14 protein-coding genes are annotated in these 17,902 nt (G+C 67.4%); 5 read left to right on the top strand and 9 right to left on the bottom strand.

Translation table 11 applies throughout. The features are described from left to right. Positions 1–199: 199 nt before the first annotated feature. Entirely contained in the window at positions 200–2,926 is a 2,727-nt protein-coding gene (locus R5O87_RS08810; RefSeq protein ID WP_410554561.1) for an excinuclease ABC subunit UvrA, read from the bottom strand. A gap of 168 nt (positions 2,927–3,094) precedes the next feature. Between R5O87_RS08810 and R5O87_RS08805 the strand changes: the two genes are divergently transcribed. Beyond that, the gene (locus tag R5O87_RS08805) at positions 3,095–4,063 is read left to right on the top strand and encodes an adenosine deaminase (RefSeq protein WP_410554571.1); all 969 of its coding nucleotides are present in this window, start codon (positions 3,095–3,097) and stop codon (positions 4,061–4,063) included. 72 nt (positions 4,064–4,135) lie between these two features. Here R5O87_RS08805 and R5O87_RS08800 read toward each other — a convergent pair whose 3' ends face one another. Next, positions 4,136–4,768: a hypothetical protein gene (locus R5O87_RS08800; protein WP_410554560.1), complete on the bottom strand. Its 633-nt coding sequence runs from the start codon at positions 4,766–4,768 to the stop codon at positions 4,136–4,138. Positions 4,769–4,847: 79 nt separating this feature from the next. Then, the gene (locus R5O87_RS08795) at positions 4,848–5,669 is read right to left on the bottom strand and encodes a CPBP family intramembrane glutamic endopeptidase (protein WP_410554559.1); all 822 of its coding nucleotides are present in this window, start codon (positions 5,667–5,669) and stop codon (positions 4,848–4,850) included. Between the two features lie 265 nt (positions 5,670–5,934). On the opposite strand from R5O87_RS08795, the gene R5O87_RS08790 reads away from it, so the two are divergent. Then, positions 5,935–8,238: an FdhF/YdeP family oxidoreductase gene (locus tag R5O87_RS08790; RefSeq protein WP_410554558.1), complete on the top strand. Its 2,304-nt coding sequence runs from the start codon at positions 5,935–5,937 to the stop codon at positions 8,236–8,238. A 102-nt stretch (positions 8,239–8,340) separates the two neighbouring features. Here the strand turns inward: R5O87_RS08790 and R5O87_RS08785 are convergent, their stop codons facing one another. The 3 genes from R5O87_RS08785 to R5O87_RS08775 all read right to left on the bottom strand — a co-directional run bounded on the left by R5O87_RS08785 (position 8,341) and on the right by R5O87_RS08775 (position 10,855). After that, positions 8,341–8,694, bottom strand: coding sequence for a DUF6457 domain-containing protein (locus R5O87_RS08785; protein WP_410554557.1), 354 nt, complete (start codon positions 8,692–8,694; stop codon positions 8,341–8,343). A gap of 78 nt (positions 8,695–8,772) precedes the next feature. Continuing rightward, positions 8,773–9,747, bottom strand: coding sequence for an aldo/keto reductase (locus R5O87_RS08780; RefSeq protein ID WP_410554556.1), 975 nt, complete (start codon positions 9,745–9,747; stop codon positions 8,773–8,775). Positions 9,748–9,961: 214 nt separating this feature from the next. Further along, on the bottom strand, positions 9,962–10,855 hold the full coding sequence (locus tag R5O87_RS08775) for a glucose 1-dehydrogenase (RefSeq protein ID WP_410554555.1): 894 nt from the start codon (positions 10,853–10,855) through the stop codon (positions 9,962–9,964). Between the two features lie 298 nt (positions 10,856–11,153). On the opposite strand from R5O87_RS08775, the gene R5O87_RS08770 reads away from it, so the two are divergent. After that, a complete protein-coding gene (locus R5O87_RS08770) occupies positions 11,154–11,438 on the top strand; it encodes a DUF2630 family protein (RefSeq protein ID WP_410554554.1) in 285 nt (94 codons plus the stop codon). A gap of 118 nt (positions 11,439–11,556) precedes the next feature. Here R5O87_RS08770 and R5O87_RS08765 read toward each other — a convergent pair whose 3' ends face one another. Next, a complete protein-coding gene (locus R5O87_RS08765) occupies positions 11,557–11,856 on the bottom strand; it encodes a hypothetical protein (protein WP_410554553.1) in 300 nt (99 codons plus the stop codon). A 224-nt stretch (positions 11,857–12,080) separates the two neighbouring features. On the opposite strand from R5O87_RS08765, the gene R5O87_RS08760 reads away from it, so the two are divergent. Further along, positions 12,081–12,935, top strand: coding sequence for a pullulanase X25 domain-containing protein (locus R5O87_RS08760; RefSeq protein ID WP_410554552.1), 855 nt, complete (start codon positions 12,081–12,083; stop codon positions 12,933–12,935). A 112-nt stretch (positions 12,936–13,047) separates the two neighbouring features. After that, on the top strand, positions 13,048–13,350 hold the full coding sequence (locus R5O87_RS08755; protein WP_410554551.1) for an acylphosphatase: 303 nt from the start codon (positions 13,048–13,050) through the stop codon (positions 13,348–13,350). 13 nt (positions 13,351–13,363) lie between these two features. Here R5O87_RS08755 and R5O87_RS08750 read toward each other — a convergent pair whose 3' ends face one another. Next, a complete protein-coding gene (locus tag R5O87_RS08750) occupies positions 13,364–17,113 on the bottom strand; it encodes a TM0106 family RecB-like putative nuclease (RefSeq protein ID WP_410554550.1) in 3,750 nt (1,249 codons plus the stop codon). A gap of 175 nt (positions 17,114–17,288) precedes the next feature. Next, positions 17,289–17,591 carry a DUF1540 domain-containing protein gene (locus R5O87_RS08745; protein ID WP_387101700.1) on the bottom strand — a complete coding sequence of 101 codons (303 nt, stop codon included), beginning with the start codon at positions 17,589–17,591 and terminating at the stop codon, positions 17,289–17,291. Positions 17,592–17,902: the final 311 nt, after the last annotated feature.

The raw sequence follows: 17,902 nt of genomic DNA, 5'->3' as shown, positions 1-17,902 counted from the left end.
GACGAACTAGAGGTCATTTCGGTGTCCGCCGGCCGGGCAGTAACTGGTGGAGGCGGAACCTGGCATTCATGGGCCCGCATTGCGCGGGCATGTGCCCCAGCCTAAAGGTGTCGCGCGCCGTTATCAAATCGAGATCTTTATTGACAGTCAAGCAGGTTTAGGCAGTCCGGGGCCGCCGGAGAGAAGGGCCGGAGTACCGCTATCCGGCAGTCCGGCCGAGGGCGGAAGCCAGATACGGCGCCGTCCGGCTGTCCGCTGAACCGGCGACGGCGGACGGCGTTCCGGCCGTAACGATCTTGCCGCCGGCGTCGCCACCGGCCGGCCCGAGGTCGATCACCCAGTCCGCTTCCGCCACCACGTCCATTTCGTGTTCCACCACAACCACCGTGTTTCCGGCGTCGACGAGGCGGTGCAGCTGGGCCATGAGGAGCCGGACGTCGGCCGGGTGGAGGCCGGTGGTCGGCTCGTCCAGCAGGTACAGGGTGTGGCCGCGGCGTGCCCGCTGCAGTTCCGTGGCGAGCTTGATGCGCTGGGCCTCGCCGCCGGACAGTTCGGTGGCGGGCTGCCCCAGCCGCAGATAACCCAAACCGACCTCCCGCAGTGTCTGCAGGCTGCGGGCCGCCGAGGGCACGTCCGCGAGGAATTCCGCGGCGGCGTCCACGGTGAGGCCCAGGATCTCGGCCACGTTCTTGCCGCGGTAGGTGACCTCGAGGGTCTCGGGGTTGTAGCGGGAACCGTCGCATTCGGGGCACGGGCCGTAGCTGCCAGGCAGGAACAGCAGTTCGACGGCGACGAACCCCTCGCCCTGGCAGGTCTCGCAGCGTCCGCCGGCCACGTTGAAGGAGAAGCGCCCGGCACTGTATCCCCGAGCGCGGGCTTCGTCCGTGGCGGCGAATTCCTTGCGCACGGCGTCGAAGAGTCCGGTGTAGGTGGCCAGGTTGGACCGGGGCGTGCGGCCGATCGGCTTCTGGTCCACCGTCACCAGCCGGTCCACGTGGTGCAGGCCGGCCACGGTCCCGATGCTCAGCGGCGTGCCGGGATCGCCCGCGTCCACGGGCTGCTCCCCGTCGGTTCCGGCAGACTCCGGCGCGCCCGCGCCAGCAGCGCCCGTGCCTGCGCTCGTGCCCGTGTCCCCGTGCAGTTCGGATCCGACCACCTCCGCCAGCACGTGGCTGACCAGCGTCGACTTTCCCGAACCGGAGACGCCGGTGACCGCCGTCAGGACCTGCAGCGGGAAGGACGCGTCGAGGCCGCGGAGGTTGTGGCGTGAGATGTCGTTCAGTTCCAGCCAGGCACCGGGCTCCCGACGGCGGCGGCCCGTACGGCCGCCGCCGTCGTGCCCACTGCCGTCGTGCTCACCGCCGTCAGACGCGCCGGCGCGGGGACCGCCGGCGGTGCTGCCGCCGTCGTCCGCTACACCTGAACCGCTGTCAGCACCACCCGGCACGAGGAACGGGCGCGTCACGGAAGCCTCCACGGCGGCGAGGCCGGCAACCGGGCCGCTGTAGAGCACTTCGCCGCCGCCTTCGCCAGCCCTCGGCCCCACGTCCACCAGCCAATCGGCACGGCGCACAATGTCCATGTTGTGCTCCACCACGAACACCGAGTTGCCCGACGACTTCAGCTGTTCCAGCACCGCCAGGAGAGGCTCGGCATCGGCAGGGTGCAGTCCGGCGGACGGCTCGTCCAGCACATAGACCACGCCGAACAGCCCCGAGCGGAGCTGGGTGGCGATCCGGAGCCGCTGCATTTCGCCGGGGGAGAGGGTGGGCGTCGACCGGCCCAGAGCGAGGTAGCCGAGCCCCAGATCCAGCAGGACAGTGATCCGCTGCAGGAGGTCGCGCGTGATGGCGACGGCCACCTCGTTGCTTTCGCCGGACGTCTGCTTGCCGGGGGACAGCTTGCGGGAGGCGGTCTCCGTGACCTTCAGCTCGGTGGTCGGGCGGATGATGTCCGCCAGGTCGCCCATCGGCACCGAGTTGAGCTCGGCGATCGTCCTGCCGGCGAACGTCACGGCCAGGGCCTCCGGTGTGAGTCCGCTGCCGCTGCACCGCTGGCAGGGCCCGGTTTCCATGAAGCGGAGCACCCGTTCGCGCATCGTGTTGCTCTTGGAATCCGCCAGGGTGTGCAGCACGTGGCTCTTGGCACTCCAGAACTTGCCCTTGTACGGCTTGGCCACCCGGTCGCGCTGCGGCGTGATCTCCACTACCGGCTGCTCCTCGGTGAACAGGATCCAGTCGCGGTCCTTCCGGGGCAGCTCCCGCCAGGGGGTGTCCACGTCGTAGCCCAGGTGGGTGAGGATGTCCCGCAGGTTCTTGCCCTGCCACGCGGTCGGCCAGGCGGCGATGGCTCCGTCCCGGATGCTCAGCGACGGGTCCGGAACCAGCGACGCTTCGCTCACCGTGTGCGCCACGCCGAGGCCGTGGCACTCCGGGCATGCCCCGGCGGCCGTGTTGGGCGAAAAGGCGTCCGAGTCCAGCGGGCTCGCCCCAGCCGGATAGCTGCCCGCGCGCGACAACAGCATGCGAAGGGAGTTGGACAGCGTGGTCACCGTCCCGACCGTGGAACGGCTGCTCGGCGTGCCGCGGCGCTGTTGAAGTGCGACGGCGGGCGGCAGCCCGGTGATCATCTCCACCTTGGGATTGTGGCCCTGCTGGATGAGGCGGCGGGCGTAGGGGGCGACGGATTCGAAGTACCGGCGCTGGGCTTCGGCGTAGATCGTGCCGAACGCCAGCGAGGACTTGCCCGATCCCGAGACGCCCGTGAATGCGACAATCGCGTCGCGCGGGACGGCCACGTCCACGTTGCGGAGGTTGTTCTCGCGGGCGCCGCGCACCCGGACGAAGCCGTCAGCAGAATCGTGGGCGCCGGTTTCCGGGCTCCAGTCCAGATCGGCCAAGGCGTCAGCATACTCTTCAGTCCGCATCTGATCGACTCTAGCGGTCCTGACGGGTGCGGGGACTATTCTGTCGGGGTGAACACATACGACGCCGCCGCAGAACCGCCCGATTCCACTGCTCTTTCAGGCCAATCCGGGCCTTCAGGTCAAACTGCAGTTTCAGCTGAAGAGGAGCTGGCGGTGCCCCCGTCGCCGATGCCCCTGGCGGAGCTCCACCTGCACATTGAGGGGACGCTGGAGCCGGAACTGATTTTTGCGCTCGCTGAACGGAACGGGATCGAACTGCCGTACGCGGACCTGGACGAGCTGCGGAGCCGGTACGAGTTCACGGACCTGCAGTCCTTCCTCGACCTGTACTACGCCAACATGGCGGTCCTCCGGACGGAGCAGGACTTCGCGGACATGACCCGCGCCTACCTGACGCGGGCGGCCGCCGCCGGGGTGCGGCACGCGGAAATCATGATGGACCCGCAGGCGCACGTCTCACGCGGAGTCGCCCTGGAAACCTGCGTCAACGGCGTCGCCTCTGTCCTCGCCACTTCCGAGGAGGAGTTCGGCATTTCCACGCTGCTGATCGCCGCCTTCCTCCGCGACCTTTCCGAGGATTCGGCGCTCGAGGTCCTGGAGGGACTTCTTGCGATGAACGCGCCGATCGCCGGCATCGGCCTGGATTCCGCAGAGGTGGGCAACCCGCCGTCGAAATTCACCCGCCTGTTCGCCCGGGCGGGCGAAGCAGGCCTGCGGAAGATTGCGCACGCGGGGGAGGAGGGCCCGCCGTCGTACATTGTGGAGGCGCTGGAGGTGCTGGGCGTGGAGCGGATCGACCACGGGATCCGGTGCATGGAGGACCCCGAGCTCGTGGAGCGGCTGGTGAACGACCGCGTGCCGCTCACGGTGTGTCCGTTGTCGAACGTCCGGCTCCGCGCCGTGGACATGCTGGCCGCGCACCCGCTGCCGGCGATGCTGGCCGCCGGGCTCAACGTCAGCGTGAACTCGGACGACCCCGCGTACTTCGGCGGCTACGTGGACACCAACTTCGCCCAGCTCGAGTCGGTGCTGGGGCTGTCCGAGTTCGACCGGGTGCGGCTCGCCGCGAACTCCATCCGGTCGTCCTTCGCCAGCGAGGAGCGGAAGCACGAGCTGCTGGCTGAGCTGTCGGGCTAGGTTCCGGGCGAGCCAGGGTCCGGACGGGCTGAAGTTGCGGGCGGGCTAGGAACCGCGGCGGTTGGGCCGAGGTTACGGCCTGGGCGGGTCCGCGGGAGCTGGGCTTGCCGTAGCCGGAACCGGTGCGCCCGTGCGGATGATCCACCAGCCCAGCGCCGCCATGACCAGGCCGATCGGGATCCCGTAGGGCGGCAGTCCGGCGTTGTAACCGAGGAAGCCGGCGACGATAAATGCCACGCAGGTCCAGGCGGGGAACATGCCTGAGCGCCAGCCGGCGATGCCGAAAAACATCCAGCCCGCGGCGAACAGCACGTAGCTGGACAGCGCTCCGACGGCCAGCATCCCGGACCCGCCGGCGAGGACCGCGCCGGGGGCAACGTCGGTGATCCAGGGGCCGGCGAAGCCGTCGAACCACATGTTGCCGGCCATGTCCAGGGTGCCCACAAGCGCGATGCAGAACGCGGCGGCGCCGAGTCCGCCTGCCCGTTCGCCGAGCCGGAGGTAGACGGACACCAGGGCGAGGGTCAGCCCGATGAAGACCACCCAGTACAGGGCGTTCGTGACCTGGAAGGGCGTCTGCCGCATCATCTCTATCCGGTCCAGGCTGCGATCGGCAGCGAGCAGGCGGCCCAGGTCCACGGCGGCGAAGAGGAGGCCGGACACCAGGGCGATGGGACCGGCGGCCTTGGCTAGCGGTGAGGACATTGTTTCCTCCTGACTTGGATGGTGTTTGGTTCCTGAACGGGCCGGCGCCGTGCGCGCGGCGCCGACCACCCGCCGTCGTTCACATCGGATGCATTCGGAGCGGTAAACGCCCGACGGCGGTGGCGGAACGGGGTGCCTTGCGCCAGGTCTGGCGGTCCAGGGCCACCGTGGCCAGCACGGCAACGGCGACGGTGAGGAAGTAGATCAGCTCCGCGCGGCCGGTGTCCGCGGCCGCGAAGCCGAAGGACCCGACGGTGAATGTGCCCTGGCTGTTGTGGAACAGCAGCGTCAGCAGGACGCTGCCGCCGGTGCGGTTGAAAAGCCACACGTAGAGGAACGTGATGGCGAACGTCGTCGGCAGGCCGATCACGCTCAGCCCGACAAAGAGGACCAGCGGCAGGTGCCACAGCGTCACGAGCGCGCCCAGGATTGCCGCGGACAGCAGCGGCGGACGGGACGCCTGGAGAAGCGGGAGGGCGTAACCGCGGAAGCCCGGCTCTTCGCCGAGTGCACCGTCCAGGGGATTCACCAGCCGGACAGCGAACACGGTCAGCAGCCCGCTCCACGTCAGCCGTTCGAGGCCCGGGGCGGCTGCGCCCAGTCCCATGGTGATGAACCCGGTGATGAGGACGAGCGCCACAGGGAGGAGGAGAGCCGCGGCGTACCAGACCCACCCGACGCGCCAGCGGATCAGCCGCCGTCCCCAGACCCGGAATCCGGCACGCCCCTCCGTCAAGGCTATGACGATGACCGCTGCCGCAAGCGGACCCACGGGAAGGAATTCCATTCGCGGCATCAGCCCGGCCGCGAACAACGGCCACGAGGCCCAGGAGATTGCGTAGGCCAGGATGAAGAAAGCCAGAAGCCTGTGGTGTTTTAGCCAGCCCATTGAACGGCGCATTGCGGCTCCAAACGGTCTGCAGTTGCTCCAATTGTCCGCCCCTGCTGCTCCGGTGCGCCAGCACGCGTTCCTTTGCTCGTGTTCCGGCTGGCGGGCTCCGCCGGGCCTCCGCCGGGCCTGTGCCTGGGTCTCCAGCACACCCCCACCGGGCCGATTGCTTGCAGGCGCGTTCCATAACTGCTAGTCCTGTGAGGGAGGCAAAACTGCGGCGATGGTGCCGCGGACAGCAGTACCCGGACGATGGCCGAGTCAAGGAGTGTGCAGCATGCCGCGCAAGAACCCAGACGTTGAAGAGGCGGACGAGAAGGACCTCGAGGTAGGCAAGCCGAAGGAGTGGGCCGCCGGCATTCCGGGCGTCCTGCACTCGATGCAGCCAGCCATCAAACATATGGGCCTGGGCAGGACCGAGAGGACGCTTCTGGCCCTGAACCAGAAGCACGGCTTCGACTGCATGAGCTGCGCCTGGCCGGACCCGGACCACCGGAAGACCTTTGAGTTCTGCGAAAACGGGGCCAAGGCCGTCACCTGGGAAGCCACGCCGGTGGTGATCGAATCGGACTTCTGGGCGGAGCATCCGGTCAGCGAACTGCGCCAGAGAACCGAGTACTGGCTGGGGATGCAGGGCCGCCTCACGGAACCGGTCTACAAGCCGGCGGGGGAGGACCACTACCGGCCAGTGAGCTGGGAAGAAGCGTTCGGGATTCTGGGGCGGAAGCTCAACGGTCTGGCCAGCCCGGACGAGGCCGCCTTCTACACGAGCGGCCGGACGTCGAACGAGGCTGCCTTCATCTACCAGCTGTTCGTGCGCGCCTTCGGCACCAACAACCTGCCGGACTGTTCCAACATGTGCCACGAATCATCCGGCTGGGCGATGGGCCAGACCATCGGCATCGGCAAGGCCACCATCACCTACGACGACTTCGCCAAGGCGCAGCTGATCATCATCATGGGTCAGAACCCCGGCACCAACCATCCGCGCATGCTCACCGCGCTCGAGGAAGCCAAGGAAGCCGGCGCGGAGATTGTGGCCGTCAACCCGCTGCCGGAAGCCGGGCTGCTGCGGTACAAGAACCCGCAAAAGGTGAAGGGCATCATCGGCCACGGCACCGACCTCGCCGACCAGTTCCTGCAGATCCGGGTGGGCGGCGACATGGCGCTGCTGCAGGCCATTTCGAAGCGGGTCCTCGACGCCGAGGCGAAGAATCCCGGCACGGTCCTGGACCACGAGTTCCTGGCGGAGCACTGCGAGGGCCTGGAGGAACTCAAAGCGCACCTCGACGGGCTGGACGACGAGACCGTCCTTGAGGCCACCGGGCTCCGCAGCGACGAAATCGATGAACTGGCCGCCCGGTACCTGAAGGCGGACCGGGTCATCATCACGTGGGCCATGGGGATCACCCAGCACAAGAAGGGTGTGGCCACCATCAAGGAGATCATCAACCTTCTCCTGCTGCGCGGAAACATCGGCAAGCCCGGCGCCGGCGCCTCGCCCATCCGCGGGCACAGCAACGTGCAGGGGGACCGGACCATGGGCATCTGGGAGCAGATGCCGCCCGCGTTCCTCGACGCGCTCGGCAAGGAGTTCAGCTTCGACCCGCCGCGCGAGCACGGCGCTGACGCCGTGGAAACCATCCGCAGAATGCGCGACGGCGGGATCAAGGTTTTCGTGGCATTGGGCGGAAACCTGGTGGCCGCCATCTCGGACACGCACGCTGCCGAAGCGGCCATGGAGAACACCGACCTCACCGTTCAGATCTCAACGAAGCTGAACCGCTCGCACACGGTGACGGGCAAGGAGGCGCTCATCCTGCCCACCATGGGCCGCACGGAAATCGACCTGCAGGAGTCCGGTCCGCAGTTCGTCTCCGTGGAGGACACCGTCTGCGCCGTGCATCCCTCGGCGGGGCGGGTGGAGCCGGTTGCGCCGAACCTGCTGTCCGAGGTGGCGATCGTCTGCCGGATCGCGCGGGAGACGGTGGCGGGGAAGTCCAGTGCGGACTGGGCCGGGTTCGAGAAGAACTACGACCTCATCCGCGAGCACATCTCCCACGTGGTGGCCGGCTGCGAGGACTACAACAGCAAGATCCGGCAGGAAGGCGGGTTCGTCCTGCCCAACGGCCCGAGGGATTCGCGGACGTTCCCCACGCCCACCGGCAAGGCCATGCTGACGGTCAACCACCTGGAGAGCATCGACCGGCCGGCCGGCACGCTGATCCTGCAGTCCGTCCGGTCACACGACCAGTTCAACACCACCATCTACGGGCACAACGACCGTTACCGCGGCATCAAGAAGGGCCGTGACGTGGTGTTCGTCAGTCCCGAGGACATCGCCGAACTTGGCCTGAATGACGGCCAATTCGTGGATATCCATGGGGTGTACGAGGACAACGTAGAGCGGGTGATGCGGAAGCTGCGCGTGGTTTCGTACCCCACCGCCAGCGGCTGCGCGGCCACCTACTACCCGGAGGCCAACGTCCTGGTGCCCCTGGAGAGCGTCGCTGAAGGGAGCAACACGCCGGCGTCCAAGGCCGTGATCGTGCGGCTGGAGCCCAGCGCGGAGGCTGTGTAGGGCCGGCGTTTCCCGACCGCCCCTTCGGCACGGTCCGAAAGCCCTAACGCCCTTGCCCCGCCCGTAACGGGCGGGGCAAGGGCGGCTCTGACTGGCGGGGGACTACTGGGCGGTGCTGGACCAGCCCTCACTGTCCGGGCCGCCTTCGGTTCCGTGCTCGCAGAGCCGCAGCGCGACGTCGGCCGCCGACTGCACCGCCTCCTGCGGCGACGCGCTGCTGCCGTGTGCCTGGAGCCCGGCCGCATAGCCAACCAGCAGCGCGGTGACCGCACCGGCCTGTCCGTTCACCGCGCGCGACGACTCGTCGGCGATACGGGCCACCAGATCCTGGTCCACTTTCAGGTCCAGGATCTGCAGCGCCTGGGTGAGCCGCTGGCTCCAGTGGGCGAGGTCCTGGTCCGTGCCGGCGTTTCCGCGGGAGGCGGTGCCGCCGTCGTCCTCTGTATTGCCCGTCATTGGACTCCCTTTCTGTTGCTCATCTCGGTTGCTCGGTGGTGCCGATGCCCCCGGCGGGTGTTCCGGGAGGAGCGGATTCTAGGTGTCTATCGAGGTCATGTGCGGGTAGCGCGCACCTGCGGCAGCGCCGGCCGGGGCCAGTTCATCGAGGCGGGTCAGGTCCGAGGCTGAAAGCTCGACGTCGGCCGCCCCCAGGTTCTCGGCAAGGCGTTCGCGCTTCTTGGTGCCGGGAATGGGGACGATGTGCTCGCCCTGCGCGAGCAGCCAAGCCAGGGCGAGCTGCGCCGGGCTGCACTGTTTCTCGTCTGCGAGTTCCTTGACCCGGTCCACGAGCTGCAGGTTTCGGGTGAAGTTCTCGCCCTGGAAGCGGGGTGAGTGCCGCCGGAAATCATCGGCAGCAAAGTCGTCGGGGCTGCGCAGCTGGCCGGTCAGGAAGCCCCGGCCGAGGGGGCTGTAGGGCACGAAGCCGATTCCCAGTTCCGCCAGCACCGGGAAAACCTTGGTCTCAGGCTCGCGTTCCCAGAGCGAATATTCGGTCTGCAGGGCAGTGATCGGATGGACGGCGTGCGCCCGGCGGACGGTGTCAGCGCTGGCTTCGGACAGCCCCAGATGCCTGACTTTGCCGGCCTCGACGAGCTCCGCCATGGCGCCGACGGTGTCCTCGATGGGGACGGTCTTGTCCACACGGTGCTGGTAGTAGAGGTCGATGTGGTCCACGCCGAGCCGCTGCAGGCTTGCATCGCAGGCGGCGCGGACGTACTCGGGGCGGCCGTTGATGCCCACCCAGGAACCGTCCTCGCGCCGCTCGTTGCCGAACTTCGTTGCCAAGACCACGTCGGAGCGCCGCCCGGCGATGGCTCTGCCGACGAGCTGCTCGTTGGTGAACGGGCCGTACATGTCTGCCGTGTCCAGCAGGGTTCCGCCGGCGTCGAGGAAGGCGCGGATGGTGGCGACGGACTCGCTGTCGTCGCCGGTTCCGTAGAACTCGCTCATGCCCATGCAGCCGAGGCCGAGGCTGGAGACGGAAAGTGTGCCTAGTGTGCGGGATTCCATGGGGCTCTCCTGATGTGGGTTGCGGGAGTGGCTCAGGGAGGTGCGTGTAGTCGCCACTATAGGACGGTTCGCGGCATTTTTGCTCCACTTTCAGGGCGCGGAAACGCCGCCGGCCCCGGGTGTCCCGCATGCTGGCGCGGTTTTCCCGGTGGCTGGCGGCGGTGCTGTTTCCTGAAGTGGTGCAGAAATGCGCAGCTCTGGGCCCCGGCAGCAGCTACGGCGTGGGGCTGCCGCCGTTGACGTTCAGGGTCTCGCCCACCACGAAGCTGGATTCCGCCGAGGCCAGGAACACGTAGGCCGGGGCGAGTTCGGCGGGCTGCCCGGCGCGGCCCAGGGGAGTGTCCTTGCCGAACTCGGGGAGGGCTTCCTTGGGCTGGCCGCTGCTGACTTGCAGGGGAGTCCAGATCGGTCCCGGAGCCACGGCGTTCACGCGGATGCCCTTCGGTGCCAGCTGCTGGGCCAGTCCCTTGGTGAAGTTGTTGATGCTGGCCTTCGTGGTGGCGTAATCAACGAGGGTGGGCGACGGGCTGTAGGCCTGGATCGACGTCGTGTTGATGATCGTTGAACCGGCGGGAAGGTGCGGCACAGCAGCCCGGGTGAGCCAGAACATGGCGTACACGTTGGTCTTCTGCGTGTGGTCGAACTGCTCGTCCGTGATGTCCCCGATGTCCTCCTGCGCCACCTGCTTGCCGGCGTTGTTGACGAGGAGGTCCAGGCCGCCCAGTTCTTGGAGTGCGGCGTCCACCAGCTTCTGGCAGGTGGCGGCGTCCTTGAGGTCGCCGGGCACCTTCACGGCCTTGCGGCCTGCCTTCTCGATCAGGTTCGCGATCCTGGTGGCGTCTTCCTCCTCCTCCGGGAGGTAGGACAGCACGACGTCGGCCCCTTCCCGGGCGAACGCAATCGCCGTCGCTGCGCCGATGCCTGAGTCCGCGCCCGTAACGATGGCCTTCCTGCCGTCGAGGCGTCCGGTGCCGCGGTAGCTGTCCTCGCCCAAATCGGCCTTGGGTTCAAGCTTGGCGTCCAGGCCCGGCTCAGGCTGGTGCTGCTTGGGCGGCGAGATGTGCTCGTAAGCGGTGACAGGATTCTTGAACGTGTACTGGTCGGTCATGGTTCTCCTCCGTGGTGGTGTTGAACTCGGACAGGAACATCAGCTCCGGGCGGTGCTGGCATTGCGGTAATGCTAAGCATGCTTATCGTCTACCCTAACGAGACGACGACAGTGCCGCCAGTGCTGCCGAAATTCGGATGGCGCAGGGGTGTGCTTTGGGCTGCCGGCGACGGGCGGCTGCCCCCTTTCCCGGACCGCATTGCGTGATTAGGCTGGCAGTCCAACCCTGCGGCGGGCGGTCGACGGCGGCCGTCCCCCCAAAGTGAAACCGGCACGCGGCAACCAAGGAGTGAAGGCGATGGACAACCAGGACATTCTGCAGCGCATCCAGGCGCTGGTTGACGAGGAGCATCAACTGCGCGAGCCGGCGGCTTCGGGTCCGGCCGGAGGTGCCGGCGGGGACAATTCCGATGAGGACGACGACAGCAGGACTGAACGCCGCGCGCGGCTGCGGCAGGTGGAAGAGGCGTTGGACCAGTGCTGGGACCTGCTGCGCCAGCGCCGGGCAAAGGCGAAGGCGGGCGACGATCCGAATGAGGCCGATGCCCGTCCCGTCAATGAGGTGGAGGGGTACGTCCAATAGCGCCAAGACCGGTAAGGCGGCCTCCGCGGGATGCTGCTAGCGGTAGGCGGCTACCCCAGCGAAGGGGCGGCCGTCGTTGACAGCCGCCCTCTCGCGTATTGATGGTGGACGTCGGCGGTTACTGCTCCTGGCCGCTGTGCAGTCCGTCGTCGCTGCTGTCCCCGGCGGCCGCGTCACCCACGTCATCGGAAAGGTCCATGTTGCCGCGGGCTTCCTCCATGGTGGGGCCGCCGGCCGGGACGTCGTAGCGCTCGGGGCGGATGCCGTGCGACTGCTCCTCGATGAGGGCCTGCTCCTCGCTGAACCGGATGGCGTTGGCGTCATCACCCGCGTCGCCGGGAACGTCGTCGCGGAGTTTCGAAGGGTCCGGAACGATAAAGCCGTCTGCCTTGCTGCTGTGTTCACTCACTGAAATCATCCCTTCCGTTTGGTGCCTCGCTCTATATGGTAAGCCTACTTTCTATTTTTGCCGCGTGGAAATGGGTCGGGCGTGCGCGCCGGAATAACCGAGATTTTCGGCTCCGTTCGGGTGTAATCCCCGTCATAGTCGGTCACGACACACAATGTTTACCAAACAAAGTCGCCAGATTTGCCCAGCACTTGGCAAACTACTGTGGGAACAATCGCTCTGTAAGGGGAACCATGCGCAAGACTGCCGCCGAAAACACCAACATCCGCCTTAAGGCCGTGCTGGACGTTCTGGCAGAGGGGGTGTTGTCGGGTGAATCGCAGAACGCCGGTGCCGTGCTGGCTGAAGCCCTCGTCCGCGTTCCGCTGAACGCCTACGAAGCTGAACTCCTCAGCGGCGGCATTCCCCGGGGCCACAAATCGCTGACCACCGCCACGGCCAAGCTGGTCAAGGCCGGCTGGCTGGTCAAGGGGCGCTCCGGCTGGACCATCACCGAGGACGGACAACGCGCGACGGTCGCGTTCGCCGACGCAGCCAGCTTCTCGGCAGCCCTCGACGCCGGCACGCCGGTCCCGGCCGACACGCCGCTTCCGGTGGCCGCACCTGCCAAGCCGGCAGCCAAGAAGGCACCCGCGAAGGCAGCCGCTGCAAAGGCCGAGAAGGCTCCGTCCAAGGCAGCGAAGGTTGTTGACAAGGCGGCCAAGCTGATCGAGGACGCTGTCGCTCCGGTGGCCAAGGCAGTCCTGAAGAAGGCAGAGGCCGACGCCGAAGCGCAGGCTCCTGCCGTCGACCAGCCCGCCGCCGTGGCTGTGGCCGGCGACTTCAACACACTGCTGGGAGCCCCGGAGAACTGGGCGCCGCAGTACGACGAAGCGCAGATGAAGCTGGACGAGCTGGACCAGCTGTGGAAGCTGTCGGCTGAGATCCCGGCCGGCTACTACAACTTCAAGATCGCTCTCAACCGCTCCTGGGAGGAGAACTACGGCGCGTTCGGCGCGTTCGATGGTGCCAACCACGAGCTGCACCACTCCGGTGGCCAGCTCACCATCCGCTACGACCACCGGACCCGGGACATCACCGTTAACTGATTCCCTACCGTCCGAAGCCCCGCTGCAGCCCCTGCCGCAGCGGGGCTTCGCCGTCCTCGTGTCCGTTGGTCGAGCCTGTCGAGACCGAGCCCGCCGGCGCTACATTGGTTCCATGACTGACTCGAAGGCAGCAGACCCGGACAGCGTCCGACTCACCGCTCGCGTCACGGGCGCGGTCCAGGGTGTCGGTTTCCGCTACTGGACCGCGCGCAAGGCCGATGAGCTGGGCCTGACCGGTTCCGTCAGGAATGACGACGACGGTTCGGTCGCCGTTGTCGCGGAAGGACCGCAGCCTGACATCGTCGAATTCAGGCGCTGGCTCGGATCATCCCAGGCGCCGGGCAGGGTGTCGCACGTCGACGAGAAGGTTTCCCCTGCCGAAGGCGGCTTCAGGAGCTTCCAGGTCGTCAGCTGAGCTTCCCACCAACCTAATCCCTGCTGAGTTCACCCGGGCTGAGCCCGAGGAAGGCCCCGAGTTCCTCGAGCGCGAACGGCCGTGACGGCATGTAGTTGGTGAGCTCGGGGGAGCGGACGATCACGGCCCGCCACTGGCCCCGCGATACTGCCACGCTGATCCGGTTGCGGTTGAGCAGAAACTCGGCTCCGCGCGGTGCCTCAGCAATCGCGGAGCATGCCATGGAGACGAGCACCACCGGAGCTTCCTGGCCCTGGAACTTGTCCACCGTTCCCACCCGCAAGTCGGCCAGGCCGTCCTGGTCCAGGGCGTGCCGGATGGTCTGCACCTGGGCGTTGTACGCAGCCACCACCAGGATGTCCTTGGGTTCCAGCCGGCGGATCGGCTCGTCCTTACCCGGCGTCCACTTGAGCCCGATGTGCTCGCGTGCCAGTTCCACGGTCGCGGCAGCCTCTTCAGCTGAGCTCGTGGTGTTGCCGGCATGGGGCACCAGAACGGTTTCCACGCCCGGCGGCACCCCGTCGAGATGGCGCAGTGATGCCGCCGGCGCTGATTCCAGCCTGCCGTCGTAGCTGAGTATCGACACGTTGCGGCACAGTTCAGGGTGCATCCGCCAGGAATCAGCAAGGAAGTAGCCGAGCTCGGCAGGCATCGTTGCATGGCCGTCCGACAGCCAGCCAAGTGCCGATTCATCGACCGGCTCCGGATGGGAGCCCTGGGTGACCTGCGGAAGCTGCTGCGGGTCGCCGAGCAGCAGGAGCCTCTTCGCGGACCGGGCAACGGCCAGGGTGTTGGCCAGCGAATACTGGCCGGCCTCGTCGATGACCAGCAGGTCCAGCGACCCGGCCGGCACGTGTCGGCCGGTCATGGTCCAGGCGGTTCCGCCAACCAGGCAGCCGTCTGGGCCGTCGAGGAGCCGCGCGACGTCCTCGTCCGCGACGCAGGTCCACGGCACGTCGTGTGGTTGGGACAGTTTCTTCGCCACCACGGCGCGGTCCACCCCGGCCTTCTCGATCGCCGTGCAGAGCATGTTTTCGACGACGGCGTGGGACTGGGCGACCACGCCAACCTTCCACCCGGCGGCCACAAGCCGGGCAATGACGTGGGAGCCGACGTACGTCTTGCCCGTGCCCGGAGGGCCCTGCACCGCGACGTAGGACCGGTCCAGATGTTCCAGCGCCTGGGCAATGGCAGAAACGTAGTCGGCGTTTCCGTTGGCGTCGTTGCCGACGACGGGCAGATTCGTGAGGCCGGCCAGCCTCGGCGCTGAGCGTCGCAGGATGTCCACGCCGGGATGTTTAGGAAGTTCCGGCAGGGAGGAACCGACCAGCCGCGCCAGTTCTGCCAGTGCGGCCTCAATGTTGCCGGTGGCAATGGGCCGGTCGTCCGTCAGTGCCATGGGCAGCTGGAAGTACGGCGGCACCTTCTTCTTGGATTTCTCCGTGATGGTAATGACCGTCCGGCCGGGCTGCCCGGGATGGTCCTCAACAGCTTCCACGAGCGTGCCGAAGATCCCGTCGCGCGAGGGCGGCATGGTGGCCTCGTGGGGTGCACCTGCCGGCTGACTGGCTGCCGTGCGCCGCGGGGTCCGCCCGCCGTCGATCTCCCCGAGACCCTCGGGCAGGGGGTCCTCGAACATCCGGAACCAGGTGGAACCCGGCTTGAACTCCGAGCCCTCGCTCATGATCCCGGTGAGCCGCAGGGTGCGGGACTCGGTCCGGGCCCGGGAAGTGGGAGGTGCCCAGTCCGAGACCACCTCGGCCGCTTCCACGATGAACACGTTGCGCTCGTCGCGCCACCGGTCGACCTCGGACTCGAGGCGGTCGAAGTGCTCCCACCAGAACTGCTTGCGCTCGCGGCGGTGATAGCCGGTGGCCGCCGCGACCATGGCCACGGCCTGCTCGTCCGGCGTCAGCTCGCGGTGGTCCGGAATGGCGTCCAGGAAGGCACGCAGGCCTGCCTCCTCCGGCGAAGGTTCCGCGTCCGCAACGGCGTCAGACGGCGGTTGCCCAGCTGCCGTCCCGGCGCCGGCTTCCGCAGGAGCGCCGGCCTCCGCAGGAGCAACAGGCGCACCGCCACGCAGCTGCAGCAGCCAGTCCCGGAGGCGCAGCGTGGAAAGGCAGTCGTACTGGTTGTAGTCGGAAATCGAGGCGAGGATGGCGTCTGCCTCCGACCGCGTCTCTGGGCCGGCGTCCCGCGCTTCGCAGTAGGCGGCGTAGGCCACCACGGAAGCGCCGGCGTCCTTGACGTCCCCGGACCGCAGATTGTCTCCCATGTACAGGGGCTCGAGCTTCTTGATGGAGTACGAGGCCTCGGAAATCCGGAGCGAATGCCGGACCGTGGCGTAGAGGTCCACCAGAAGCCCGTCCCGCAGCCATGAATCCACCACGTCCTCGCCGGCCACATGATTCAGCGACAGGTTGCGGAGGGCGGTCTTTTCATAAGGGGCGTAGTGGTAGACGTGCATGTCCGGATACTGCGCGCGGCGTTCCTCCACGTAGGCGAGGAAGTCAAGGAACGCCTGCCGTTCACCGGCCCGGGAATGGGCCCAGAACGGCCGGAAGACAGGTTCCTGGCCGGGAGGATCGGTGGGCAAGGGGGCCTCAATCACGCCGAAGAGGTACTCCAGGCCCCATTGGCCTGCGGGATCCTGCCAGAGCGGGTCGCCTTCGAAGTCGAAGAAGATGTCTCCGTCGCTCGGGGCCGGGATGCCGGCCAGCGCGTTGTCTGCCAACACTCTGTAGGTGACGGTGTGAGGCTGGCCTTCCTTCACGAAGGTTCGTGAGCCGTCGGCCGGCTCCAAACCGGTCTGCATCCTGGCCTGGTCGCGCAGGCGCCGTCGCGAGCCTGTGGCCAGATGGAGAGGCATCTTGGCGAGGGCGTCGATGGTGGTGATGCCGTCCGCGACGAGCTTCTTCCGCTGGACGGAGGTCATGCCCGCCACCATCAGCAGGTCGCGGTGCCCGGCCACCTGCTCGGCGCAGTAGTCGCACCGGCCACAGCAATTGACGCCGGGCTGTTGCCACGCAACCGGAGCCTCACCGTTGCGGTGCGCAGCCGTCAGCGCACGGAACCGTGCCCGGCGCTCGCGGTATACAGGCAGCAGATCCGCCAGAGAGTGGGTGCTACGCTCAAGGTTGCCCAACACCAGCAGGACGCGCGGGGCCGGCTTCAACCCAAGCTTGATCAGCTGGTCGCCGTATGCGGCAAGCTGCAGCAGGGCTCCCACCTTGGCATGCCGCGCGAGCTTCGTGTCCCAGACCTCATACCGGTCCGCAGCGTCACCCTTGGACAGCCGGGGTCCCGCCGCTGAAATGCCCACGGCCTCCTCGGTTTGCCAAGCAGCGTCTTCCCGTACCAGGAAGTCCGCGTAGCCGAGGAATTCGCCGTCGAAGAATGTGGCCTGGAAGACGACGTCGGCACCGGTGCGCAGGGCGGCTGCGGTTTCCCGTGCCTTGTCCGCCAAATCGGACCGGTCCGTGGTTCCGCGGTCCACGCAGTAGACCCCGGTTCCGCGCGAGGCATCCCAGTGGCCGTATTCCCCGATGAGCGAGGCCAGCACCTTGTGCTCGTGAACGTCGCCGAGCTTGCCGGCCCGTGCCTGCATATCGTCGGCGGGGAAATCGGCCTTGGGGGAGCGGCCTAGTTTCTCGTCGAGGATCCGGAGCGTGCGGTACTCGCATTCGCTCGCGGCCACGAGATCGCTGGCTGAGAACACCAGATCAGCTGGTGCTCCAGGCGTGGTTGGGTCGAGCAGGAACATGGGGCCTCCCCATTGGCAGCCTCGCTCCGGGACGGTTCCCGGTGCGCTGATTCGAATCTAGCAAGAGGCTATGACAATCAAGCCTTACCGGCCGGAGCCGGCCCAATGGGGGGACCCTACATTCCTGCGCAGTTCAGTGGATGCGCAGGTCAGTAAACGCGCAGTGGTGCCCAGGTTAGTGGGTGGCCTGCCGGCCGTTGTGGGAGTAGGTGAGGCAGTCGGCGTTGTCCGGGCCCGGGCCAACGTGGACTTCGGGTGCCTTGCACATGAGGTGGTCGTTGTGGATGCATTCGGCCCGCTGGCATGCGCCGACGCCGGCGAGGACCTTCGGAAGGCCACCATGCGTGCCGGTGTCAATGAACGTGGCGCAGGAGGCGTGGTCTGTTGTGCCGGCCACCGTGATGGCCTCGGCGTTACATTCGGAGTGGTCGTTGAAGGAGCAGTTGGTGACGCTGCAATCGGCTACATGCGTGCTCATGGGATTCCTCCAAGGTTCCGGACGCCCCGGCTGGGCGACTCGCTGTTCCCAACGTAGGACGGATGAGCCGGATCAAAAAGACCCAATTGTGTTGCGTAATTGACGTAATTACAGCGCCCCAACCTTTAGGCGCCGGCAGCGACCCCGGCAGCGCATCGCCGGAGTCAGGAAGGTGGCGCCGGGTGCCGGACCGGCGGCCCTGAGTGTCTGCTCTCAATTTCCGGCTGGCGCCCCATGGACCCTTTGCGGGCACCGTTCTAGACTGGCCTCACCCTCCACCTTTAAGGCCCGACGGCGTCGTCCGGCCTTTC

This window comes from Arthrobacter globiformis (genome assembly GCF_046536215.2).
GTDB lineage: Bacteria > Actinomycetota > Actinomycetes > Actinomycetales > Micrococcaceae > Arthrobacter > Arthrobacter globiformis_E.
Note: the sequence above shows the minus strand (reverse complement) of the source record. Positions and strands in the feature narration are given on the sequence as shown.